At 64.9% G+C, this 21,975-nt stretch carries 20 protein-coding genes, 1 tRNA gene and 1 pseudogene; 10 read left to right on the forward strand and 12 right to left on the reverse strand.

What is annotated here, in order from left to right; translation table 11 throughout:
* Positions 1-161 precede the first annotated feature (161 nt).
* The 3 genes from DVB37_RS23850 to DVB37_RS23860 all read left to right on the forward strand — a co-directional run bounded on the left by DVB37_RS23850 (position 162) and on the right by DVB37_RS23860 (position 4,618).
* The gene (locus DVB37_RS23850; RefSeq protein ID WP_120156974.1) at positions 162-1,820 is read left to right on the forward strand and encodes a CYTH and CHAD domain-containing protein; all 1,659 of its coding nucleotides are present in this window, start codon (positions 162-164) and stop codon (positions 1,818-1,820) included.
* A gap of 368 nt (positions 1,821-2,188) precedes the next feature.
* A complete protein-coding gene (locus DVB37_RS23855) occupies positions 2,189-2,383 on the forward strand; it encodes a hypothetical protein (RefSeq protein WP_104141982.1) in 195 nt (64 codons plus the stop codon).
* 36 nt (positions 2,384-2,419) lie between these two features.
* Positions 2,420-4,618, forward strand: a complete 2,199-nt coding sequence (locus DVB37_RS23860; RefSeq protein WP_046803761.1) for a phosphocholine-specific phospholipase C — start codon at positions 2,420-2,422, stop codon at positions 4,616-4,618.
* Positions 4,619-4,711: 93 nt separating this feature from the next.
* Here the strand turns inward: DVB37_RS23860 and ftsY are convergent, their stop codons facing one another.
* On the reverse strand, positions 4,712-5,716 hold the full coding sequence (gene ftsY / locus DVB37_RS23865; protein ID WP_371683091.1) for a signal recognition particle-docking protein FtsY: 1,005 nt from the start codon (positions 5,714-5,716) through the stop codon (positions 4,712-4,714).
* Here ftsY and DVB37_RS29015 point away from each other — a divergent pair.
* The 5 genes from DVB37_RS29015 to DVB37_RS23885 all read left to right on the forward strand — a co-directional run bounded on the left by DVB37_RS29015 (position 5,686) and on the right by DVB37_RS23885 (position 8,964).
* Positions 5,686-5,940 (forward strand): hypothetical protein, encoded by a 255-nt coding sequence (locus DVB37_RS29015; protein ID WP_371683152.1) that lies wholly within the window; start codon positions 5,686-5,688, stop codon positions 5,938-5,940. The two genes, ftsY and DVB37_RS29015, sit on opposite strands and share 31 nt — an antisense overlap.
* Positions 5,941-6,266: 326 nt before the next feature.
* Complete coding sequence (gene rsmD, locus DVB37_RS23870; RefSeq protein WP_046807919.1) at positions 6,267-6,833, forward strand: 16S rRNA (guanine(966)-N(2))-methyltransferase RsmD; 567 nt, start codon at positions 6,267-6,269, stop codon at positions 6,831-6,833.
* Positions 6,834-6,891: 58 nt separating this feature from the next.
* On the forward strand, positions 6,892-7,395 hold the full coding sequence (coaD, locus tag DVB37_RS23875) for a pantetheine-phosphate adenylyltransferase (RefSeq protein ID WP_046807920.1): 504 nt from the start codon (positions 6,892-6,894) through the stop codon (positions 7,393-7,395).
* Positions 7,396-7,501: 106 nt separating this feature from the next.
* Positions 7,502-7,753 carry a YfhL family 4Fe-4S dicluster ferredoxin gene (locus DVB37_RS23880; RefSeq protein ID WP_006221659.1) on the forward strand — a complete coding sequence of 84 codons (252 nt, stop codon included), beginning with the start codon at positions 7,502-7,504 and terminating at the stop codon, positions 7,751-7,753.
* Positions 7,750-8,964, forward strand: coding sequence for a benzoate/H(+) symporter BenE family transporter (locus DVB37_RS23885; RefSeq protein ID WP_046807921.1), 1,215 nt, complete (start codon positions 7,750-7,752; stop codon positions 8,962-8,964). Before DVB37_RS23880 ends, DVB37_RS23885 begins: the two co-directional genes overlap by 4 nt.
* Before the next feature lie 12 nt (positions 8,965-8,976).
* Here the strand turns inward: DVB37_RS23885 and DVB37_RS23890 are convergent, their stop codons facing one another.
* Both DVB37_RS23890 and DVB37_RS23895 read right to left on the reverse strand, forming a co-directional pair.
* Positions 8,977-9,363: an MOSC N-terminal beta barrel domain-containing protein gene (locus tag DVB37_RS23890; RefSeq protein ID WP_046807922.1), complete on the reverse strand. Its 387-nt coding sequence runs from the start codon at positions 9,361-9,363 to the stop codon at positions 8,977-8,979.
* Positions 9,360-11,858 carry an AsmA family protein gene (locus DVB37_RS23895; protein WP_120156975.1) on the reverse strand — a complete coding sequence of 833 codons (2,499 nt, stop codon included), beginning with the start codon at positions 11,856-11,858 and terminating at the stop codon, positions 9,360-9,362. Before DVB37_RS23895 ends, DVB37_RS23890 begins: the two co-directional genes overlap by 4 nt.
* A 417-nt stretch (positions 11,859-12,275) precedes the next feature.
* Between DVB37_RS23895 and DVB37_RS23900 the strand changes: the two genes are divergently transcribed.
* Both DVB37_RS23900 and DVB37_RS23905 read left to right on the forward strand, forming a co-directional pair.
* Positions 12,276-13,874 (forward strand): MDR family MFS transporter, encoded by a 1,599-nt coding sequence (locus DVB37_RS23900; RefSeq protein ID WP_046807924.1) that lies wholly within the window; start codon positions 12,276-12,278, stop codon positions 13,872-13,874.
* Positions 13,875-13,877: 3 nt separating this feature from the next.
* Positions 13,878-14,318: a MarR family winged helix-turn-helix transcriptional regulator gene (locus DVB37_RS23905; protein ID WP_104141978.1), complete on the forward strand. Its 441-nt coding sequence runs from the start codon at positions 13,878-13,880 to the stop codon at positions 14,316-14,318.
* Between the two features lie 69 nt (positions 14,319-14,387).
* On the opposite strand, the pseudogene DVB37_RS28805 reads toward DVB37_RS23905, so the two are convergent.
* The 9 genes and pseudogenes from DVB37_RS28805 to betA form a co-directional block, all read right to left on the reverse strand.
* Positions 14,388-14,632, reverse strand: a pseudogene (locus tag DVB37_RS28805) (PDDEXK nuclease domain-containing protein); the annotation flags it as partial.
* 127 nt (positions 14,633-14,759) lie between these two features.
* On the reverse strand, positions 14,760-15,851 hold the full coding sequence (gene ychF, locus DVB37_RS23915; RefSeq protein ID WP_046805048.1) for a redox-regulated ATPase YchF: 1,092 nt from the start codon (positions 15,849-15,851) through the stop codon (positions 14,760-14,762).
* 95 nt (positions 15,852-15,946) lie between these two features.
* On the reverse strand, positions 15,947-16,726 hold the full coding sequence (locus tag DVB37_RS23920) for a type II CAAX prenyl endopeptidase Rce1 family protein (RefSeq protein WP_046805049.1): 780 nt from the start codon (positions 16,724-16,726) through the stop codon (positions 15,947-15,949).
* The gene (gene pth / locus DVB37_RS23925) at positions 16,723-17,322 is read right to left on the reverse strand and encodes an aminoacyl-tRNA hydrolase (RefSeq protein ID WP_046805050.1); all 600 of its coding nucleotides are present in this window, start codon (positions 17,320-17,322) and stop codon (positions 16,723-16,725) included. Before pth ends, DVB37_RS23920 begins: the two co-directional genes overlap by 4 nt.
* Positions 17,323-17,419: 97 nt before the next feature.
* Positions 17,420-18,031, reverse strand: coding sequence for a 50S ribosomal protein L25/general stress protein Ctc (locus DVB37_RS23930; RefSeq protein WP_046805051.1), 612 nt, complete (start codon positions 18,029-18,031; stop codon positions 17,420-17,422).
* A gap of 147 nt (positions 18,032-18,178) precedes the next feature.
* Positions 18,179-19,129, reverse strand: coding sequence for a ribose-phosphate pyrophosphokinase (locus DVB37_RS23935; RefSeq protein ID WP_006227587.1), 951 nt, complete (start codon positions 19,127-19,129; stop codon positions 18,179-18,181).
* 140 nt (positions 19,130-19,269) lie between these two features.
* Positions 19,270-19,346: transfer RNA gene (locus DVB37_RS23940), tRNA-Gln, on the reverse strand.
* Between the two features lies 1 nt (position 19,347).
* Entirely contained in the window at positions 19,348-20,247 is a 900-nt protein-coding gene (gene ispE / locus DVB37_RS23945) for a 4-(cytidine 5'-diphospho)-2-C-methyl-D-erythritol kinase (protein WP_120157628.1), read from the reverse strand.
* 32 nt (positions 20,248-20,279) lie between these two features.
* Positions 20,280-21,953, reverse strand: a complete 1,674-nt coding sequence (gene betA / locus DVB37_RS23950) for a choline dehydrogenase (protein ID WP_120156976.1) — start codon at positions 21,951-21,953, stop codon at positions 20,280-20,282.
* Positions 21,954-21,975: the final 22 nt, after the last annotated feature.

The raw sequence follows: 21,975 nt of genomic DNA on the forward strand, positions 1-21,975 counted from the left end.
CCCTTGAAAAAAGGCGGCGTTTTTCTTTTGTCCCGGCAACAGTGGCTTGTTGTGCACCGCGAATGGCGACTATGCTCGATGTGACCAAAATATGAACCGTCATCAAATCCGCCCCTTTGCTTGATTAAGATCTCGGCTTTTGCCGTCGGACACCCACCGCCATGTCGGAACAGGAATTGAAACTGCACGTGCCCGCCGCGACGCGCCAGGCCGTCCAGAACGAAGTCAAGCAACGCGATGCCACGCGCATCCGTCTGCACGCCATGTACTTCGACACGCCCGAACGCGAGCTGGCGCGGGCGCGCATTGCCATCCGGCTGCGTCAGGAAGGCCCGGACTGGGTGCAGACCCTGAAGATGCCCGGCATCAACGCCATTACGCGCATCGAACTGAACCACCCCCGCCCCGGCCCCGTGCTGGACCTGTCCGTCTATGCCGGCACCGAAGTCGAAGAGGCGCTGGCCGCAATCAAGGGCGAACTGGGCCTGCGCTATGAAACCGACGTGCTGCGGCTGCTGCGCAAGGTCCGCACCCGTTACGGCACGGTCGAACTGGCCTTTGACACCGGCATCCTGCGCGCGGGCGCGCTGGAGCTGCCGATTTCCGAACTGGAATTCGAGCTGATGTCGGGCCGCCCCGCCGCCATCTTCGCGGTGGCGCGTGGCTGGCAACAGCGCCACAGCCTGGTGCTGGACCCGCGCAGCAAGTCCGAACGCGGCGACGCGCTGGCGCAACTGGCCCACAAGCTTGCCGTTGAAGACGCCAACCCGGGCGACGATCTGGAAGCGCGCCGGGCCCAAGCCATTGCGCAATTCTGGGCACCGCGCGGCGCGGCCCCGGTCAAGCTGCGCGAAGACATGACGGCCCCGCAAGCCCTGGGCCGCATCGCCGCCGAATGCCTGGACCAGATCGCGCGCAACGCCGCCGTGTTGGCCGAAGTCGATACCGAAGGCGTCTACCGCGCCGGCAATTCCGAACACGTGCACCAGCTGCGCGTGGGCGTGCGCCGCTTGCGCTCGGCCTGGAAGCTGTTCGACGGCTGGGTCGCGCCGGTGCCGGACACGCTGCTGCAAGGCGTGCGCACGCACTTTGCCGCCTTTGGCGCCAACCGCGACCAGGACGTGCTGAACGAAACGGTGGCGCCCGCGCTGATCCACGCAGGCATGCCGGTGATTCCGATGGAAGCCGCGCCGCCTGAACAGGACGCGCGGACGATTGCCGCCGGCAAGGCATTCCAGGCCTGGCTGCTGGAGCTGCTGGAATGGAGCCTGGATGTGCCGCCCGCGTTGCCATCCGGGGGCGCACAGGCCGTGGCCAATGGCACGCCCAGCGATGCCGCGCCCGAACCGGCCATCCGGCTGGAAGGCGGCCTGGCCGCCACCAGCGTGAAGCCGACCATCATCCCCATGCTGGCGCCCGAACCCGACCCGCACCACCTGCGCAAGCAGCTGGCGCGGCGCCTGCACCGCTGGCACAGCAAGGTGGCGGAACAGGGCACGCAGTTCGCCAAACTGGATATCCCCACGCGCCATGAATTGCGCAAGCGTGGCAAGCGGCTGCGCTACAGCCTGGCGTTTGCCGAATCGCTGCTGCCGGCCGCCAAGCTGCGCGGCTATCGCAAGCTGTTGTCCCGCGTGCAGGACGTGCTGGGCGAAATCAATGACCTGGCCGTCGCCAAGGACTATTACGAGTCGTGCACCGCCACGCATCCGCAAGCCTGGTTCGCGCTGGGCTGGATCAGCGCGCGCCTTGAAGAGCTGGCCGTGGACGCACAAAAGGCCTTCGACGCCCTGGCGAAAAGCAAGCCTTTCTGGCGCTAGGCCAGGCCGCGCGCGGCTGCGCCACGCGCGTCGGCGCGGTGGCCCCTGCGTGCGCGAATCGGTTGCGGGGGCAGTGCCTGACGGGTGCGTCGGCGCCTCGGCCCGTCTACCGCATCTTCGCGACAAACGCCCGCGCGCCTTGCACCTGGACACGCATCTAGCAAGGCGTTTCAAAAAAGGGGCCAGAATCAGCAACGGGTCAGCTTGCTGTCAATTTGTCGACATTAACGGCGTCAATACTGGATCGCTGTCGCCCGGCCGCCCTGCGCCGGACGCATTCGTGGCCCGCAGCATCCCGCCCGACATTCGTCCTGTGTGACGGCACGACGGCCCTTGCGGGCCGTCAGCCCATCCACAACGACCGAACCATGGAAACCCAATCCCCCTTGCTCGCCCATGCAAGACGAGGCCTTGCGGCCTTATGCGCCTTGTCGCTGGTGTTCGCGCTGTCCGCTTGCGGCGGCGACGACAACGACTCTGACGAACCGGCTCCTGCTCCGCCCACCACGACGCCCACCCCGCCCGCGCCCCCTGCCGCGTGCGCGGTGCACTGCGCGCCTTGAGCCCGTTTCCCATCGATCACCAGGACAGACAAGCCAATGACGTTCGACGCATCCAAACGAAAGTTCTTCAAGACCACCGTGGGCGCCACCGCCGCGGTCAGCGCGCTGTCGATGTTTCCGCCCAGCATTCGCCGGGCGCTCGCCATTGAAGCCAGCAACGCCACCGGCACGATTCAGGACGTGAAGCACGTCGTGATGCTGATGCTGGAAAACCGTTCCTTCGACGGCTACTTCGGCACCTTCCCCGGCGTGCGCGGTTTTGGCGACCGCTTTCCCATTCCGCTGGCCAACGGCAAATCGGTATTCCACCAGACGCGCAGCGACGGCACCGAGGAATTGCCCTATCACCTGGACGCCGCGCAGGGCAACGCGCAACGCGCCGGCAGCACGCCGCACTCGTGGCCCAATTGCCAGGCTGCGTGGGACCACGGCCGCATGAACAAGTGGCCCAGCGCCAAGCAGCCGCTGTCCATGGGCTACTACGAAACCGCCGAAGTGCCGTTCCACCGCGCGCTGGCCGACGCCTTCACGCTGTGCGACAACTACCACTGTTCGATGCACGCCGGCACCATCCCGAACCGCCTGTTTTTCTGGACCGGCACCAACGGCCCGTCGGGCGACAACGTGTCGGTGGTGATGAACGAATGGAACGACGGCGCCGACGTGGGCCCGTCCACCGAAGGCTGGACGTGGACCACCTATGCCGACCGCCTGCAAGCGGCCGGCGTCAGCTGGAAGGTCTACCAGAACATCCCCGACAACTTCGGCTGCAACGAGATGATGAGCTTTCGGCACTGGCGCGCCGAGATCGAAAAAATGCCGGCGGACCGCCGCGTCACCAACCAGGGCGGCCCCGCGTACAACCCGGCCATCGACGACCAGTACAGCCCGCTGGCCAAGGGCTTTGGCAACACGATGGCCGACGGCGGCTTCCTGCAAAGCCTGCGCGACGACGTCGCGAACGGCACGCTGCCCGAAGTGTCGTGGATCATTCCGCCGGCCGCCTACAGCGAGCACCCCGGCCCGTCCAGCCCCGCCAAGGGCGCGTGGTACATCCAGGCCGCGCTGGACGCGTTGACACAGTCGCCCGAGGTCTGGAGCAAGACGGTGTTCCTGGTGACCTACGACGAGAACGACGGCTTCTTCGACCACATGCCGACGCCCTCGGCGCCGTCGCGCAACGACGACGGCACGCTGGCCGGCAAGTCCACGCTGACCGACGCGCAAATGGCGTTCGAGTATTTCGACTACCCGCCGGCCACGCCCAAGCAGTTGACCGCCGACGGCAAGCCGTTCGGGCCGGGGATGCGCGTGCCGATGTGGGTGATTTCACCGTGGAGCCGGGGCGGCTGGGTCAATTCGCAAGTGTTTGACCACACCTCCGCGTTGCGCTTTCTGGAACAGCGCTTTGGCGTCGTGGAACCCAACATCAGCGCGTTCCGCCGTGCCGTGTGCGGCGACCTGACCACCACGCTGGACTTCGTGACGCCCAACAGCGCCCGCCTGCCGACCCTGTCGGGCCGCACGACCAAGACGGACGCCGACGGGCTGACGACCTGGCAGGAAGCGCAGCCGGCCATCGCCATCCCCACGCAGCAAACGCTGGCCCCCCAGGCCTCGGGCACACGCCCGTCGCGCGCGCTGCCGTACGAGCTGCACACCAGCGCGCGCGAGCAAGCCCGCGAGAACCGCGTGCAGCTACTGTTCGCCAACGCAAGCGGTGCGCAAACGGCAGCCGTCTTTCATGTGTACGACAAGCTGCACCTGGACCGCATTCCGCGCCGCTACGTGGTCGAAGCGGGCAAATCGCTGGATGACGTCTGGGACGTGTCGGGCGACAGCGGCCAGTACGATCTGTGGGTGCTGGGCCCCAACGGCTACCACCGTTCGTTCTCGGGCGACTTGATGCGCGCGGCCGGCGCACAGCCCGAAATCCAGGTTTGCTACGTGCCGTGCGACGACGCCCAGGTGCAGGTGAAGCTGCACAACAATGGCACGCAGGACTGCGTCTTCACGGTGCAAGCCATGGCCTACCGCAACGATGGCCCGTGGACGGCAACGGTGGCGGCGGGACAGGTCGGCGAACTGAGCTGGCCGGTCACCAGCAGCGGCCAGTGGTACGACTTCACGGTGGGCTGCGACACCTACCCGGCATTCAAGCGGCGCTTTGCGGGCCGCATGGAAACGGGCAAGCACGGCATCAGCGACCCGGCGATGGGGCAGCTGGACAGCTGAAAATAAAACGGGACGGCGCCTTGGGCGTCGTCCCGTTTTGCGGTCCGGCGGGCGAGCGATCGGCTGCCGGATCAGCGCCGTATCAGCGCCGGGTCAATCCGCCAGCAAGGCGCCCGCGAATTCGTCCGCCACGAAGGGTTGCAGGTCTTCCAGGCTTTCGCCCACACCGATCCAATACACCGGAATCGGACGCACCCCCTGGCTGCCCGCCGCCACGGCGGCCAGCGTGCCGCCCTTGGCGGTGCCGTCCAGCTTGGTCACGACCAGGCCGGTCAGGTTGATGGCGGCATCAAAGGCGCGGATCTGCGCCAAGGCGTTCTGGCCGGTGTTGCCGTCGACCACCAGCAGCACTTCGTGCGGCGCCGATGCATCCGCCTTGCCGATGACGCGGCGGATCTTTTTCAGTTCTTCCATCAGGTGCAGCTGCGTGGGCAGGCGGCCGGCCGTGTCCACCATGACCACGCCCATGCCGCGCGCGCGGCCGGCGTTGACGGCGTCAAAGGCCACGGCGGCCGGGTCGCCGCCGTCTTGCGAAATGACGCTGACGTTGTTGCGGCTGCCCCATTCCACCAGTTGCTCGCGCGCGGCAGCGCGGAAGGTGTCGCCCGCTGCCAGCAGCACGCTGGCGCCCTGGCGCTGGAACGTGTGCGCCAACTTGCCGATGGACGTGGTTTTGCCCGCGCCGTTCACGCCGGCGATCATCACCACCAGCGGCTTGGCGCTGGTCAGGTTGAAGCCGCGCTCCAGCGGGCGCAGGTGGTCGGCCAGCAACTGACGCAGTGCGGTCTTGACCTTGGCGGGGTCTTCAATGCGCTCTTTCTTGACCCGCGCACGCAGCGCGGTCAGCAGCTTCTCGGTGGCCTCCAGGCCCGCATCGGCCATAATGAGCGCCGATTCGAGTTCCTCGAACAGGTTTTCATCGACCTTCACGCCGACGAAAATGCCACCAATGCTCTGCCCCGTGCGCGACAAGCCTTGCTTCAGGCGCGACAGCCAGGAGGATTTCTTGGGCGCTTCGGGGGCCGGGGCGGGTGCGGGGGCGGGCGTCGGCGTCGACACGGGCGCCGGTGCAGGCGTTACGATCGGCGCGGGCGGCACAACCGGCGCTGGCGCGGCGGCTGCTGCTGGTGCCGGTGCCGGGGCTGGTGCTGGTGCTGGTGCTGGTGCTGGTGCTGGTGCGGCGGCTGGCACCGTTGCGGTCGCAGGCGCGAATGCCGGAGGGGTCTGAGGCGCGGCAGCCGGTGCAGGCGCGGACGATACCGTCGGCGCCGACATCGGCAACGGTGCACGCACGGATTCGGCGGCGGGCGCGGGCGGTGTAGCCGGTGTAGACGACACAACCGGCGCGCTCGGGACGGCCGGCGTTGCCACCGTAGGCGCTGCGGGCGATACCGGGGGCGTAATCTGCGGCGACGGCGCGGCAGGTGCAGGCGCGGCAGGCGCAGGCGCGGTACCCGGAGCGGGAATCGGCGCGGGCGCCGGGCTGACGGGCGCCGGGCTCACGGGCGCCGGGCTCACGGGCGCCGGGCTGACTGGCGCGGCAACGGGTTCCGTGGGCGCAACCGGGGCGTCCACGACCTCAGGCGGCGGCGCGGGCTGGGCCGGCGCGGCGGGCGGAGGGGTTTTTTTCTTGAAGAAGCGGCTAAACATGGGTCACAAGTATATTCGTATCGTCGGGGGCCAATACAGGCGCACCCCCATCGCCGTTCCCGACGTGGAGACGCTGCGCCCCACGCCCGACCGGGTTCGCGAAACGCTGTTCAACTGGTTGAATCATCTTTGGGCCGGCGAATTCGCCGACAAACAGGTGTTGGACCTGTTCGCCGGCAGCGGCGCCCTGGGCTTCGAGGCGGCCTCTCGCGGCGTGGCGCATGTGCAGATGGTCGAGCGGGACAAGACCGCCGCGTCCGCGCTGCGGACACTACGCGACAAGCTCAAAGCCGACATGATACGCATCCACGTGGGCGACGCCATGCAGGTCGCCGAACGGATGGATGCGTCCCGCTTTGACCTAATCCTATTGGATCCGCCCTTCGGACAGGGTTGGCTGCCGCGCCTTTGGCCGATTCTGCCCGGTATCCTGAGCCCGCACGGACTCGTCTACGTCGAGGCGGAAACGGCCATCGAAGCTCCCGAAGGTTTCCAGATCTTGCGGCAGGACAAGGCAGGCGCGGTCCACTACCATCTGCTGGAATTTGCTGCATTGCGGAAATAGATCAATAATCCGAGCTTCGGAGGATGGTGTACACCACTAATAACGGTACGGAGCTCGCATGATCATCGCTGTATATCCCGGCACTTTCGACCCGCTGACCCGGGGCCACGAAGACCTGGTCCGCCGTGCGGCCACGCTTTTCGACAAGGTCGTGGTGGGCATCGCCCACAGCCGCAACAAGAAGCCTTTCTTCAGCATCGACGAACGCGTTGAAATCGCGCGCGAAGTGCTGGGCCACTATCCCAACGTGGAAGTGCAAAGCTTTGGCGGCCTGCTGAAGGACTTTGTGCGCGACCAGAACGGGCGCGTCATCGTGCGCGGCCTGCGCGCCGTGTCCGACTTCGAATACGAATTCCAGATGGCCGGCATGAACCGCCACCTGCTGCCCGACGTCGAAACCCTGTTCATGACGCCGTCGGACCAATATCAATTCATCTCGGGCACCATCGTGCGCGAAATCGCCCAGCTGGGCGGCGACGTCAGCAAGTTTGTGTTCCCGTCCGTGGAACGCTGGTTGCAGGAAAAGGCCAAGGAACGCCGCGAGCAATCCTGGCCGGGCTGATCCACCGGCACGGCACCATCCCGAAGGGCGCGATTCGCGCCCTTCTTGCGCTGGGCGGGCCGGCAGTACAATGGCAGCCGCCCCCGGCTTTACACCGTTGCCCACCATGGCCTTGCTCATCACCGAAGAATGCATCAATTGCGACGTTTGCGAGCCCCAGTGCCCGAACGACGCGATCTCCATGGGTGATGACTATTACGTCATCGACCCCGACAAATGCACCGAGTGCGTCGGCCATCACGACGAACCGCAGTGCAAGGTGGTGTGCCCGGTAGAGTGCATTGAACTGCACCCTCAGTGGAACGAAGGCCAAGAGCAGCTCATGGCCAAGTACCGCCGCCTGACCGGTGCCGCATGAGCGACGCCACGCAACACGGCATTCCCCTTCCCCCTGGTTCCCACCAAGCCCGCCGCGATGTCTCGGCATCGGCGATTGCCGCCGGCGTGGTCGCGGTGCTGGTCAGCTTCGGCGGCACCGCCGTGCTGATGGTGCAAGCGGGCCACGCAGCCGGGCTGGACGCCGCGCGCATCGGGTCGTGGATCGGTTCACTAAGCCTGGCATTCGGATTTGGCGGCGCGTTCTACAGCCTGCGCACCGGCCTGCCCATTGTGATGGCGTGGTCCACGCCCGGCGCGGCGCTGCTGGTGACCGCGCTGGTGGGCGTGCCGTTCAATGAAGCCATCGGCGCCTATATCCTGGCGGCCGGTCTGACGCTGGCCTGTGGCCTGTTCGGCTGGATCGACCCCATCCTGCGCCGCATTCCCGGTGAAATCGCCGCCGCCATGCTGGCCGGCGTGCTGCTTAACTTCGGCATGGGCATCTTCAGCAACGTTGCCAACCAGCCCGGCCTGGTGCTGGCCATGTGCGCCACGTACCTGTTGTGCCGACGCTGGGCGCCGCGCTACGCGGTGCTGCTGGTGATGATCGTTGCCATTGCGCTGGCCTTCGCGCTGGACATGATCCGGCTGGACCTGCTGGACTGGAGCCTGACGCAGTTCGTCTGGACCACGCCCGAGTTCAGCGCCCAGGCCGCCGTCAGCCTGGGCATTCCGCTGTTCGTCGTGGCCATGGCATCGCAGAACCTGCCCGGCCTGGCGATTCTGCAAGCGGCGGGCTATCGGCCACCAGCCTCCCGCATCGTGGCCGCCACGGGCTTTCTGGGCCTGCTGGCCGCGCCGTTTGGCGCGCACAGCGTCACCATGGGCGCGATCAGCGCCGCCATCTGCACCGGCCCCGAAGCACATCACGACCCTTCCAAGCGCTACATCGCCGCCGCCACCTACGGCTTGGGCTATGTGGGCCTGAGCGTCGTGGCGGGCGCGGTAGCCGTGTTCTTCCAGGCCCTGCCCGCCGCCCTGCTGGCCGCGTTGGCGGGCTTGGCGCTGTTGGGCACGATCATGGGCGGCATGTCGGCCGCCATGGTCAACCCGCAACGACGCGAAGCCGCGCTCATCACCTTGCTGGCAACGGCGTCTGGCTTCAGTTTCTGGGGTATTGGGTCGGCCTTCTGGGGCCTGGTGGCGGGCCTGCTGGCCCATGCCGCGTTCGAGTTCAAGCGGCGTCAGTAAGGGCGCTGCCCTTCAGTCCGGCCAGGAGGCCACGGGCGTGTCGGGGTGCACCTTCATGATCCGGCAGGGCACCTGCACGAAGTTCGAGATCCAGGCCGCGGCCAGTTCCCCTTCGTCGATCACATCGATGGTCTGGTCGCCCACCTTCATGCTGTAGCGCACGCTGTCGTCATCTTCGATAACGTCCAGCGGGATGTCCATGCGCAGCATGCCCGGCGCTTTCAACACCAGGTAGCCCAGGCGCAATTCCACCGCAACGTCGGCCAGCCGTGGGCACAGCTCACGATTCAGCCATTGGCCGGAATCGTTGGCGATCAGCCATTGGCGGTGATAGGCCGCGGCGGCCGGCTGGGCCGTGACGCCGCATTGCGCGATGGGTTGAAAGCTATCGGTGCTCATTTACCTAGCAGTCCTTTCAGGGCCTTGTCCACGGCCGCGCCATTGCCGTTCTTACCCGTGACGGCGTCGCGCAGCTTGTTTTCCACGCTGCGCTTGAGGATGGCGCCGATGGCGTCTTTCCACAGCAGCGTGTACGTGGGCTTGTCGAACGGGCCCTTTATATGCACGGGAATCGTCACGTCTTTCAGGTCGATCAGTTCCTGGCCTTCGGGGTTGGCCGCCGGGTTGACGACGCGCGCACGCGCCACCAGGTCCAGCTCGCTCTTGACGAAGTCGATGTTGGCCGGATCGCCCTGCGTCACGCGCAGCAGCGGCGACACGATGTTCAGGCGCTTGACGGCCGCCACGCCCTTGGTGAAGGCCAGGTCCGCGTCCATTTCCGAAAACTCGGTCTGCTTGCTGGTGTCGGCGGGCACGGTTTCGTCTTGCGATTCCGGCTTGAACGCCGCCTTCAGTTCGCGCAGCGTCTCGGTCAGGTTGATGCCCTTGACCGCGCCATCGCGCAGGCGCACCTGCATCGTGCCGCCCAGCGCACTCTTCATGGCGTAGGCATTGGCGCCGGCCGTCTTCAAGTCCAGCGCCAGGCTGCCCGTGCCGCTAAGCACGTTGCGGTTGGCCAGGTCCATCAACAACGGTTCGATCGCGATACCCGCCAGCGACATCTTGCTGGCCAGCTGGTTGCCTTGCGCCGCGTCCACCGACAACGCGCCCGCCAACTTGCCGCCGTACAGGCCGGCGGTCAGGCTGGAGATTTCCAGCTTGCCTTTGTCCAGCTTGACCACGGCGGCCACTTCATCCGCCTTCAGGCCACGCACCACCAGCTTGCCGACCTTCAACGTGCCGTTGACGCTGGGGCCAACCAGCGCGGACAGGTCGATGGTGTCGTCCACCGGCGCGGCAGGCGCGGGCGGCGCGGCGGGCTTGGAATCATCCTTCTTGCCATCGGCGGGGGGCTTGGGCGGCGCGGCCACCACGGGCGGCACCAGCTTGTCCAGGTCCAGCGTGTCCACCACCAGCGCGAACTTCACCGCAGGCGTTTGCGACAGCTTGGTGATGTCGGCGCTCAGGTCGAACTTGCCGCCTTCCAGCACGGCGTTGATCTTGCTGCTTGCCTGGTCTTTCAGCAGGTCGGCGTTCAGGCTGCCGATCACCGGAATCTGCAAGCTGCCCTTGGGCAAGCCCGGGTCGGTGATATTGACGTCGCCGCGCAGCGCCGACAAACCGCCGCTACGTTGCAACAGGTTCAAGGTCAGCGGCGATGCAAAATTCAGCTTCACGACGCGGTCGCCATTCTTGGACGTGCTGTCCAGCTTGGCTTCCTTGATGTCGAGTTCGGCGGCGTTGCCGCTGATGCCGTTCAGGCCAAAGCTGGCATCCAGGCCGCTGATGCGCACGCGGCCGGTCAGCGCTTCACCGGTGGCCGAGGTGGGCGAAATGTTCAGCGCGGGCGCATCCACGGCGAATTCAAACGGGCCGTCAGCCGAGCCGCCCTTGGCACGCACGGCGAGTTTTTCGATTTGCAGCTGGCTCTTGTGCGGGTCGATCGCCAGCTTGGGCATGGCCACGCTGGCTTCCACATTGGTGGCGCGCGCGGCCGGGTCGGTGATGTCACCCTGGAAAACCACTTCCAGGCCCGCCACGTCCAGCGCGGATTTCTGGCCGTTGAAGGCCAGGTTGCCACGCACGGCCAGGCTCTTGGCCTCGGCGCCGGGCAACTTGCCGTCCATGCGCAGGTCCAGCTTTTGCGCCGCGTAGCGCTTGGCGGACGGGTCCAGCGTCAACAGGGCCTGCCCCGTCAGGTTGGCGTCCACGCGCGGGTTGCCGCCCTCCACGCGCGCCGTCAGGCGCACATCAAAGGGTTGGTTGAACGTGACGCGGCCGGTATTGGCGTTGATTTTCGTGACCGCCACCGCCATGCCGGAAATCTCGTCCTGCAACTGCACTTCGCCGTCCTTCAAGTCCAGGCCGGCGATATCGATCTGCATGTTGTTGCGGTTGGCCGGCAAGGTGCCGCTGGTGATGGCCTGGGCCGCCGTCTGCGCCGCGCCCACCAGGGCTTCTGCCGGGTTGGATGGCGCGGTGGTGACGGTGGACGCGCCGCCGACCAGATTGCTGAAGTTGAATTGGCCGTCCTTGCCGCGCACCACCCGGGCCTTCAGGCCGCTGATGGCCACGTGGTCGACCACGAAGCTATTGGACAGCAAGGGCCAGACGGCAACCGCCAGGCGCGTGCTTTCAATGGAAGCGAAGGTGTCCGTGCTGTTCGGCTCGGACAGCGACACGCCCTGCACCGACAAGCCGATGCGCGGAAAGAGCGATAGCTCGATCTCGCCGTCGATCGTCAATGTGCGGTGATAGCGTTCCTGCACAAGCTCTTCCAGCTTGTACTTGTACGCGTTGGGGTCGAATGTCAGCAAGAAGATGGCCAGGCCAACGACGGCCACGACAACCAACACAACCAGGCCTATCAAAATGCGCTTGAACCACGTTTTCATTGCTGCCCCGTCGGTACCTCGACTGGAAATTCTTGGATGCCGCCCACCGCGCAACGCGCGGGGATGGTGCTGTAGCGGCGGAAAACCCACGCGCCAGTTGGAGCTGTCTGCCTTTCAGGGCGAGCCCTCGCTCCTGCCGGAAGCTTGTGGCCGCGGCGTTTGGAAAGAGGGTCTACCAGGAAGGCGTGCTGAAGACGTTGGAATCACCAACGTGCAGATTTCGCTATCGTAACAAATCGGGCCGCCTTAAAGCGGCCTTGTCAGACCATGACACCAAAAACGCGATAAGTCATGGATGGAATTAATAACGGAGTGGGGTCACGAGACCCGTCCGCCCCGCCTTGAAGCTGACAATTTTCTGTCCGGCGGATTGTAGGACTAGAATGGTTGATCCATCAATCATTGATATATCCAACAATGCCCGCCCCCACTCCCAGCACCCCGCATTCGCCCGGCCAGGTGCTTCCCTTCCGGCAGACGCTGCTGGCCATGCTGGGCATGTGCTTCGTCATGATGATGGTCGCTATCGACCAGACCGTGGTGGGCACCGCGCTGCCCACCATCGTGGCCGAGCTCAAGGGCTTTGAACTGTATGCGTGGGTTGCCACGTCGTACCTGCTGACCTCGGTGATCACCGTGCCGATCTTCGGCCGCCTGGGCGATTATTACGGCCGCAAGCCGTTCGTGGTGGCGGCCATCATTCTGTTCACGCTGGCATCAGCGCTATGCGGCGCGGCCGACAGCATGCTGACGCTGGTGCTGGCGCGCGCCTTGCAGGGCATCGGCGGCGGCATGCTGGTGGGCACCGCGTTCGCCTCGATCCCCGACCTGTTCCCCGACCCGCACGTGCGCCTGCGCTGGCAGGTCATGCTCAGTTCCGCCTTCGGCATCGCCAACGCGGTCGGCCCCACGCTGGGCGGCGCGCTGACCGAGCACTATGGCTGGCGATCAGTGTTCTACGTGAACCTGCCCATCGGCATCCTGGGCCTGTGGTTCGTATCGCGCTACCTGCCGCACCTGCGCAATCACACGTCCGGCAAAGTGCGGCTGGACTGGCAAGGCGCGCTGCTGATCGCGCTGGCGCTGGGCAGCCTGCAACTGTTGGTCGAGCTGCTGCCCAAGGAAGGCTTCAGCGGCCCCATCGTGCTGCTGGGCGCGGGCAGCATTGCCGCGTTCGGCCTGCTGATCTGGTGGGAAAAGCGTTGCCCGCATCCGCTCTTGCCGCTGGACATGTTCCGCAATCGCGGCCTGGCCACGCTGTTCACGCTGGCGCTGCTGGTGGGCGTGACGATGTATTCGCTGCTGTTCTACGCGCCCTTGCTGCTGCAAGGCGGCTTTGGCCTGTCGCCGCAGGACGCGGGGCTGTTGATTACGCCGATGGTCGTTTTCATCACGGTGGGCAGCATCATCAACGGCCGCATCATCACGCGTATCCGCAACCCCAACCGCATGCTGTATGCGGGCTTTTTGCTGATGGCGCTGTCCTGTATGGGCATTGTCACCACGCACAACTACACGTCGCATGTGCTGATTGGCGCGTACATGCTGATGGCCGGCCTGGGCATGGGGTTCATCATGCCCAACCTGACCGTGTTCGCGCAGCAGACGGCGGGCCGCACGCACCTGGGCATCGCCACGGCGCTGTTGCAGTCGCTGCGCATGATCGGCGGCATGCTGGGCACGGCGGTCGTGGGCACCATGGTCAGCCACAGCTATTTCAGCGGCGTCGAGTCCACGCTGCGCGGCGCATCAGCGCAATGGCTGCCTGAATTGAACGACCCGCAGATGCTGGTGAACCCCGCAGCGCAGACACAGTTCCTGGCACAATTGGCGCATCAAGGCCAGGACGGCACGTCGCTGATCGAGATCGCGCGAGTCGCGCTGGTGGGCGCCATCCATGAAGGCCAGCTCATCGCGCTGGCCGTCGCCATCTTCGCGCTCTGGTGCGTGCGACGCGTGCCGCTGGTGCAACTGGCCCGCCCCACCAAGGCGGAGCCCGCTGGCGTCGGAGAATAGCTTTTGCCCAGACAACAACAAGGCCTGCAAGTCATCCAGCACATGGGCCAGACGTACCGCGTCATGCAAAGCGCGTTCAGCAGCAAGGTAGGCCACGCCCTGCCCCGCTGGCGCATCCTGTTGGCGTTGCATGAGAACGGACAGTGTTCGCAGAAGCACCTGGCCGAACGCTGCCGGCTGGACCCGGCATCACTGACCCGGCAATTGCAGGCGATGCAGAAGCTGGGCTGGATTTCGCGCGCGGTGGATGCCCAGGACAACCGGCTGACCAACGCCACGCTGACGGCCGCTGGGCAGGCGGTGGTGAACGAAGCGCTGCCTAAACGGGCAGCGTTTTTCGAAGAGGCGTTGAAGGGGTTGTCAGCGGCGGATGTGGACACGCTGAACCGGGTGCTGAGCGTGCTGGAGTCGAATTTCTTGAGGGCGGCGGGGGATAGGGGGTAAGGCGGGGGGGTGATGCGGGACTTGAACTTCGCCGCGCTGCTTATTTATCCGCACCGCCCAGTTCGCGCTCCCACCCTTGAGTTCGATAACCACATAGCAACGCAGCTTCAGGTGGTAGAACAGCAGGTCAATGAAGAATTCATCTCCCCCTTCATTCAGCAGCACCTGGCGGCCGACAAAGGCGAAGCCCGCGCCCAATTCCAGCGGGTTTCGATCTGCATCACCAACACGTTGCGCGACCAATTGTGCTCGATGGCCTTGGCGGCATACCACTTACGGCCTTCAGGGCTGGGCAGCTTGTCCAGCAGCGCCATTGAGCGGCCCGTTGCTGCGCCGTATGAATACGGATCTTCAGCTCACCCAGCCAGTGGTCGTAACCTTCAGGCGGGCATCAGGGATGCGGGCTTATCGCTCATGCCGCCGTCGAGCCTCAGACGTCGATCAGACGTTAAACAAGAAATTCATCACATCGCCGTCCTGCACGATGTATTCCTTGCCTTCGGCGCGCATCTTGCCGGCTTCCTTGGCGCCTTGCTCGCCCTTGTACGTGATGAAGTCTTCGTACGCGATCGTCTGCGCGCGGATGAAGCCGCGTTCGAAATCGGTGTGGATCACGCCGGCGGCTTGCGGGGCGGTGGCGCCGATGGGCACCGTCCAGGCGCGCACTTCCTTCACGCCTGCCGTGAAGTAGGTTTGCAGGCCCAGCAGCTTGAAGGCGGCGCGGATCAGGCGGTTCAGGCCCGGCTCTTCCATGCCCATGTCGGACAGGAAGGCCTGGCGATCGGCGTCGTCCAGGTCGACGATTTCGGATTCGATGGCGGCGCAGATGGCGACGACCGGTGCGTTGCGCGCGGCGGCGAATTCGGTCAGGCGGTCAAGCAGCGGGTTGTTGGTGAAGCCGTCGTCGGCCACGTTGCCCACGTACATCGCGCGCTTGGCGGTGATGAAGCACAGTTGGGCGATGTCGGCCTGTTCTTCGGGGCTGAGGTCCAGCGCGCGAATCGGCTTGGCTTCGTTCAACTGCGCCACGCACTTTTCCAGCACGGCCACGATGCGCTGCGATTCCTTGTCGCCGGAGCGGGCGGTCTTCTGGTGACGCAGCAGCGCTTTTTCAGCGGTTTGCATGTCGGCCAGCGCCAGTTCGGTTTCGATGACTTCGATGTCGGCGATGGGGTCGATCTTGCCCGCCACGTGGATCACGTTGGGGTCTTCGAAGCAGCGCACGACGTTGACGATGGCGTCGGTTTCGCGGATGTGCGACAGGAACTGGTTGCCCAGGCCTTCGCCTTTGCTGGCGCCGGCAACCAGGCCGGCGATGTCCACGAATTCGACGGTGGCCGACAGGATGCGCTCGGGCTTGACGATTTCAGCCAGCTTTTGCAGACGCGGATCCGGCACTTCGACCACACCGACGTTGGGCTCGATGGTGCAGAACGGATAGTTCTCGGCGGCGATGCCGGCGCGGGTCAGAGCATTGAAGAGAGTCGATTTGCCAACGTTGGGCAGGCCGACGATGCCGCATTGCAGAGCCATGGGAATCCTGTGTAAGTACGGTATTGATCGTTAACGTTGTAGTTTACCCCGGGTGCGCCCCGTGGCAGTTTCGCCTGCGCGGCGATGCGACCCCGCTATTGGGCGATGGACGGCGCCCAGCGCATCACGGCCCAGATCATCAAAATGGGGCCGGCGTTGAACGTGGCGTGCAGCAGGATGGCCGCGCCGATGCCGCGACGCACGCGCATCCAGCCCAGCACCAGCCCGGTCAGCCACTGCGGCAGCACCAGCAGCGGCATCAGCCAGTACGGCGTCTTGCTATAGACAAAGTTGGTCAGGTGCACCGCCGCGAACGTCAGCGCGACCAGGTGAAACACCAGGCCAAAGTGCTTCAGGTAATAGCGCCGCCACGTCGTGTCCCACCCCGTCAGCAACGTTGCGCGTTGGCGCACGCCCCAGCATGCCAGGATCACGAAGGCGGCCAGCAGCAGGCCGGTCCACAGCTTCGGGCCATACAGCACGACCGGCATCAGCGCGGGCACCAGCCACAGCACTTGCAACGGTCGGCGCAGACCATAGCGGAACAACATTTCTTCGACCAGCGGCGCCCAGATCACTGCCGTCAGCCACGGCAGGTTGGTGGGGTCGATACGGTGGGTGGCGCCGCCCAGGCCGGCGGCCATCACGGCAACGGGGCCCAGCGCGAAAAGATTCAGCGCCCACAGCAGCCCGGCCCAGGCCAACAGGCGCCCGGGGCGTATGCCCGGCCACCAGTCGGCCAGCAAACCACTGCCCGCCGCGCGGCCCGGCACGCGCGACAGCGAGCGTGGGTGCCGGATATACCGCCAGAAATCCGCGACTTCTGTTCGAAAGCGGGTCTTGGCGACGGGCTGGGACGGTGCGGGGTGGCTCATCCCGCGACGTTGCCGCTGTGCAATTGGCGCGTGGCCAGCGCGAAATCGCCCGCCAGCATCGCCGGCACGACGGCGCGGCAGCGGTCGATGACGGCTTCGATTTCCTTTTGCTCGTCGCGGCGCGGCGGGTGCAGCACAAAGTCGGCAACCTGTTGCGCCAAGCCCAGCGTGCGCGGGTGACCGATGCCGATGCGCAGGCGCCAGAAGTTCGGGCTGCCCAGCACGGCCTGGATGTCCTTCAGGCCGTTGTGGCCCGCATGACCCCCGCCCTGCTTGAGCTTGACCTGCCCGGGCAGCAGATCCAGTTCGTCATGCAACACCAGCACCTGTTCCGGCGCCAGCTTGTAGAAGCGCGCCAAGGCGCCAACAGCCTGGCCCGACTTGTTCATATAAGTGATGGGCTTGAGCAGCAGCACGTTGTCCGCCCCCAGGCGCGACTTGGCGACCATGCCGAAAAAAGATTTTTCAAGCGCAAAAGAAGTGCGCAGATCGTCCGCCAGATGGTCGGCCAGCCAAAAGCCGGCGTTGTGCCGGGTCGTTTCGTAGTCGGGACCGGGGTTACCCAATCCCACAATGAGGCGTATGGGAATAGACATGATGGAGGGTGTTTAAACCAAAAAACCCTGCGCATGCAAATGCACACGCAGGGTTTCGGGCACAAGCCGCGGAAAGCCCGAAGGCTTTCCAGCAGACTTAGGCAGCCGGAGCAGCTTCTTCGGCTTCGTCGGCAGCGGCAGCGCCGCCCTTGACGATGGCGGCAGCCAGCAGCGGGTTGTCTTCACCGCCGTGGGGCACGTACGTCACGCCCATGGGCAGCTTGATGTCGGCCAGGTGGATCGAAGCGCCGGCCAGGATGTTGGTCAGGTCAACTTCGATGAACTGCGGCAGAGCCTTCGGCAGGCAGGTGATTTCCAGTTCGGTCGTCACGTGGCTGATGATGGCGCCGGCCAGCTTCACAGCGGGCGAGATTTCGGCGTTGACAAAGTGCAGCGGCACCTTGGTACGCAGAGCCTGGTTGGCGTCCACGCGCTGGAAGTCCACGTGCAGGACTTGCGGCTTGTAGGCGTGCCATTGAACCGAACGCAACAACACTTGCTCATCCTTCGAGCCTTCGAGCTGCATTTGCAGGATCGATGCGTGGAATTCTTCCTTACGCAGGGCGTGATAGATCTCGTTGTGGTCGAGTTCGATGTTCAGGGGGGCAGCCGTACCACCATAGACAATGGCGGGAACGCGGCCCGCGCGGCGCAGGCGGCGGCTCGCACTCGAACCCTGGACGCTACGCGCAGTGGCGATGAATTTCATGGAAAACTCCAAAAACAAAATAAGGTGAAGAGGCTTCACCAGTTAACGGCACGGCGCGCAACATGCGCGCCGTGTTGATTGCGCCTTGCCGCGACCAGCAAGGTGCAAAACTAAAGGTAGGCTGTGGCCTGACCGACGCGAATCGCGTCAGTCGACGAACAGCGAGCTGACCGATTCCGCGTTCGAGATACGCAGGATGGTCTCGCCCAGCAGCGCGGCGCACGACAACTGGCGGATCTTGCCGCTGGCCTGGCCTTGCTCGGAGAGCGGGATGGTGTCGGTGACGACCAGTTCGTCCAGTTCCGACGCTTCGATGCGGTCAATGGCGCCGCCCGACAGCACGGGGTGCGTGCAATAGGCGTAAACGGCACCGGCGCCGCGGTCTTTCAGGGCCTGGGCCGCCTTGCACAGCGTGCCGGCGGTGTCGACCATGTCGTCCATGATGATGCAGGTGCGGCCGTCGACTTCACCGATGATGTTCATCACTTCCGACACGTTGGCGCGCGGACGACGCTTGTCGATGATGGCCAGGTCGGCTTCCAGCTGCTTGGCCAGCGCGCGGGCGCGAACCACGCCGCCGATGTCCGGGGACACCACGACCAGGTTCGAGAAATTGCGGCGCCAGATGTCGCCCAGCAAGATCGGACCGGCGTAGATGTTGTCCACGGGGATGTCGAAGAAACCCTGGATCTGGTCGGCGTGCAGGTCCATTGTCAGGACGCGGTCAACGCCAGCCACTTGCAGCATGTTGGCCACAACCTTGGCCGAGATCGCGACGCGCGCCGAACGCGGGCGGCGGTCTTGGCGGGCATAGCCAAAGTACGGAATCGCGGCGGTGATGCGGCCGGCCGACGCGCGGCGCAGGGCATCGACCATGACCATGATTTCCATCAGGTTGTCATTGGTGGGCGCACAGGTGGGTTGCAGGACGAAGACGTCCTTGCCACGCACGTTCTCGTTGATTTCGACCATCACCTCGCCGTCGGAGAAGCGACCGACGGTCATCTTGCCCAGGGACATATCGAGGTGGTTGACTACGTCCACGGCCAGCCGAGTGTTGGCCGTGCCCGTGAAGATCATGAAGCTATCGTTTGCCATGATGGATGATGCGATGGTCGTTGTAAGACACTAACGAGTGATGCGGGGTGAAAACACCAGCGAATCCGGAAAATAAAAAAGCTGCTGAACCCGGGCCAGTGTCTTACAGGCGTGTTCAACAGCTTTTTTATGTATTCGGTTGGCTGGGGAGGAAGGATTCGAACCTTCGCATGCCGGAATCAAAATCCGGTGCCTTAACCAGCTTGGCGACTCCCCAACTATCTTGCAATCCAATTCCGCAACGGATGTTCAGTTAAACCAGTACAAGCCTGCACTAACCGAAACCGTGGATGCGTTGTGCTGTTTGTTTTAACAGCGCCGCGCATTATAGCGGATATTTCTGTTTTCGCCAAAACGGCTTCGGAGAGTTCTGAGAATTCGGCGAATAAACATGCGCCTGATCCCGACATGCGTACAGGATAACCCTGTTCTGCAAGCCACCGCGATGCCCTGAATACTTCAGGATAAAGACGGTGAACCACCGGCTCCAAGTCATTTTTCCCGAAGGAAAAAGTTGGCGAAGCAAGAAAGTCCGCTATTGTGATGTAAGAAGAATCCCTTGTCAAATCGGGTGCCGAAAATATGCCAACAGTGGGCACGCTGGTGTCAGGTTGCGCTACCAGATACGCGCGTTCAGGCAGCGTCACAGCGGTCAGTGCTTCGCCCACGCCTTCGGCAAAAGCGGATTGCCCGAAAACGAATACCGGCACGTCGGCGCCCAACGGCAAGGCCAGGTCCATCAGCTGGCGCCGCGTGAGGCCGGTGTTCCATAGCTTGTTCAATGCGATCAACACCGAGGCCGCATCGCTGGAGCCGCCGCCCAGCCCGCCCCCCTGTGGAATGCGTTTTTCAAGGCCGATCTGCACGCCCTGGCGTGTGCCGGTGGCGCGTTGCAAAGCGTGCGCGGCCCGCAGGGTCAGGTCGTCGGCTTCCGACACGCCGGCAAGCTCGGTGGCGCGGCTGATGACGCCGTCGGCGCGCACGTCGAAATGCAGCGTGTCGCAAAGGTCGATGAAGCGGAAGACCGTTTGCAGCAGGTGGTAGCCGTCAGCGCGGCGGCCCACCACATGCAGGAACAAATTCAGCTTGGCGGGAGCGGGAACGTCGTACAGAGTCACATCAGGCAACCGGTGCGGGACAAGCCCACATTCTAGCTACGCGCGGGGCCCTGCGCCGTGTAGTACGGCACGTTGGCGCGCGGCAGCGGCTCGCGGCCACGCAGGTGGTCGGCCAGCTTTTCAGCCATCATGATGACCGGCGCGTTCAGGTTGCCCGTGACAATGTCCGGCATGATGGACGCATCGATCACGCGCAGGTTTTGCAGCCCGTGCACACGCCCGTAGCCGTCCACAACCGCCATCGGGTCCGACGACGCCCCCATCTTGTTCGAGCAAGACGGGTGATACGCGGTCTCGGCTTGCGCGCGCACAAAGGCATCCAGGTCCGCATCGCTTTGCAGGGCAGCGCCCGGCGAAATCTCGCGGCCCGCATATTGCGCCAACGCGGGTTGCGCGAAGAGTTCACGCGTGATGCGCAGCGCCGCGCGAAATTCGCGCCAGTCCTGCGCGTGCGACATGTAGTTGAACAAGATGCTGGGATGGTCATGCGGCGAGCGCGACCGAACGTGCACGCGCCCCCGACTGGGCGAACGCATGGAGCCCACATGCATCTGGAAGCTGTGCGCCTTGATCGGGTTGGACCCGTTGTAATTGATGGCCACCGGCAAGAAGTGATATTGCAGGTTCGGCCACGGGAAGTCGTCGTGGCTGCGTATGAAACCGCCGGCTTCGAACTGGTTGCTGGCGCCGATGCCCGTCCCCATCAACAACCATTCAGCACCGATCGCCGGCTGATTGCGCAACTTGAGCGCGGGGGCCAGCGACACGGGCTGCTTGCATTCAACCTGCACGTAAAGCTCCAGGTGGTCTTGCAGGTTTTCGCCCACGCCCGGCAGTTCATGGCGCACGGCGATGCCCAGGCGGCGCAGCAACTGCCCCGCGCCCACGCCAGACCGTTGCAGGATTTGCGGCGACGCGATGGCGCCCGCGCACAGCAGCACCTCGCGCCGGGCAAAGCTGCGGTGCTGCTGGCCGTGCTGCTCCCACGCCACGCCTTCGGCGCGCTGGCCCGAAAACAGAATCACGTCGGTCAACGCCCGGGTCACGATGGTGAGGTTGGCGCGCCCGCGCGCTTGATCAAGATAGCCGCGTGCCGTGCTGGCACGACGCCCGCGCGGGGTCACGGTGCGGTCCATGGGGCCGAAGCCTTCCTGCCGATAACCGTTCATGTCAGGCGTATGCGGATAGCCTGCCTGCGTGCCCGCCGCGACCATGGCATCGAACAACGGGTTGTTGTCCAGCTTGGGCGTGGTGACGCTGACGGGCCCGCCGCCGCCGTGATAATCGCAAGCGCCCACGTCGCGGCTTTCTGCCTTCTTGAAGTACGGCAGGCACGACAGGTAATCCCAATGCGCCAGGCCTTCGACGCGCGCCCAATGGTCGTAGTCCAACGCGTTGCCGCGGATGTAGCACATGCCGTTGATCAATGACGACCCGCCCAGGCCCTTGCCGCGACCGCAGTCCAGCCGGCGCCCGTTCAGGTGCGGCTCGGGGTCGGTTTGATAGCCCCAGTTGTAGCGCCTGCCTTGCAAGGGCATGGCCAGTGCGGCCGGCATCTGCGTGCGGAAATCGAAACGATGATCCTGCCCGCCCGCTTCCAGCAGCAGCACGGTGGTGCCCGGGTCCTCGGTCAGCCGCGTGGCCAGCGTGTTACCCGCTGATCCCGCGCCCACGATGATGTAGTCGTACTCCCGCTTGATCGACATGCCCTTCCCCCCTACACGTACA

Source organism: Achromobacter sp. B7 (assembly GCF_003600685.1).
GTDB classification, from domain to species: Bacteria; Pseudomonadota; Gammaproteobacteria; order Burkholderiales; family Burkholderiaceae_B; genus Achromobacter; species Achromobacter spanius_B.

What these genes read in the sequence shown, in the direction of transcription:
- DVB37_RS23855 (WP_104141982.1), top strand. Translation starts at nt 2,189, where the DNA reads ATGGAAACCCAATCCCCCTTGCTCGCCCATGCAAGACGAGGCCTTGCG.
- DVB37_RS23880 (WP_006221659.1), top strand. Translation starts at nt 7,502, where the DNA reads ATGGCCTTGCTCATCACCGAAGAATGCATCAATTGCGACGTTTGCGAG.
- DVB37_RS23885 (WP_046807921.1), top strand. Translation starts at nt 7,750, where the DNA reads ATGAGCGACGCCACGCAACACGGCATTCCCCTTCCCCCTGGTTCCCAC.
- betA (WP_120156976.1), bottom strand. Translation starts at nt 21,953, where the DNA reads ATGTCGATCAAGCGGGAGTACGACTACATCATCGTGGGCGCGGGATCA.
- DVB37_RS23935 (WP_006227587.1), bottom strand. Translation starts at nt 19,129, where the DNA reads ATGGCAAACGATAGCTTCATGATCTTCACGGGCACGGCCAACACTCGG.
- rsmD (WP_046807919.1), top strand. Translation starts at nt 6,267, where the DNA reads ATGGGTCACAAGTATATTCGTATCGTCGGGGGCCAATACAGGCGCACC.
- DVB37_RS23900 (WP_046807924.1), top strand. Translation starts at nt 12,276, where the DNA reads ATGCCCGCCCCCACTCCCAGCACCCCGCATTCGCCCGGCCAGGTGCTT.
- DVB37_RS23860 (WP_046803761.1), top strand. Translation starts at nt 2,420, where the DNA reads ATGACGTTCGACGCATCCAAACGAAAGTTCTTCAAGACCACCGTGGGC.
- DVB37_RS23920 (WP_046805049.1), bottom strand. Translation starts at nt 16,726, where the DNA reads ATGAGCCACCCCGCACCGTCCCAGCCCGTCGCCAAGACCCGCTTTCGA.
- coaD (WP_046807920.1), top strand. Translation starts at nt 6,892, where the DNA reads ATGATCATCGCTGTATATCCCGGCACTTTCGACCCGCTGACCCGGGGC.
- DVB37_RS23895 (WP_120156975.1), bottom strand. Translation starts at nt 11,858, where the DNA reads ATGAAAACGTGGTTCAAGCGCATTTTGATAGGCCTGGTTGTGTTGGTT.
- ychF (WP_046805048.1), bottom strand. Translation starts at nt 15,851, where the DNA reads ATGGCTCTGCAATGCGGCATCGTCGGCCTGCCCAACGTTGGCAAATCG.
- pth (WP_046805050.1), bottom strand. Translation starts at nt 17,322, where the DNA reads ATGTCTATTCCCATACGCCTCATTGTGGGATTGGGTAACCCCGGTCCC.
- DVB37_RS23850 (WP_120156974.1), top strand. Translation starts at nt 162, where the DNA reads ATGTCGGAACAGGAATTGAAACTGCACGTGCCCGCCGCGACGCGCCAG.
- DVB37_RS23930 (WP_046805051.1), bottom strand. Translation starts at nt 18,031, where the DNA reads ATGAAATTCATCGCCACTGCGCGTAGCGTCCAGGGTTCGAGTGCGAGC.
- DVB37_RS23890 (WP_046807922.1), bottom strand. Translation starts at nt 9,363, where the DNA reads ATGAGCACCGATAGCTTTCAACCCATCGCGCAATGCGGCGTCACGGCC.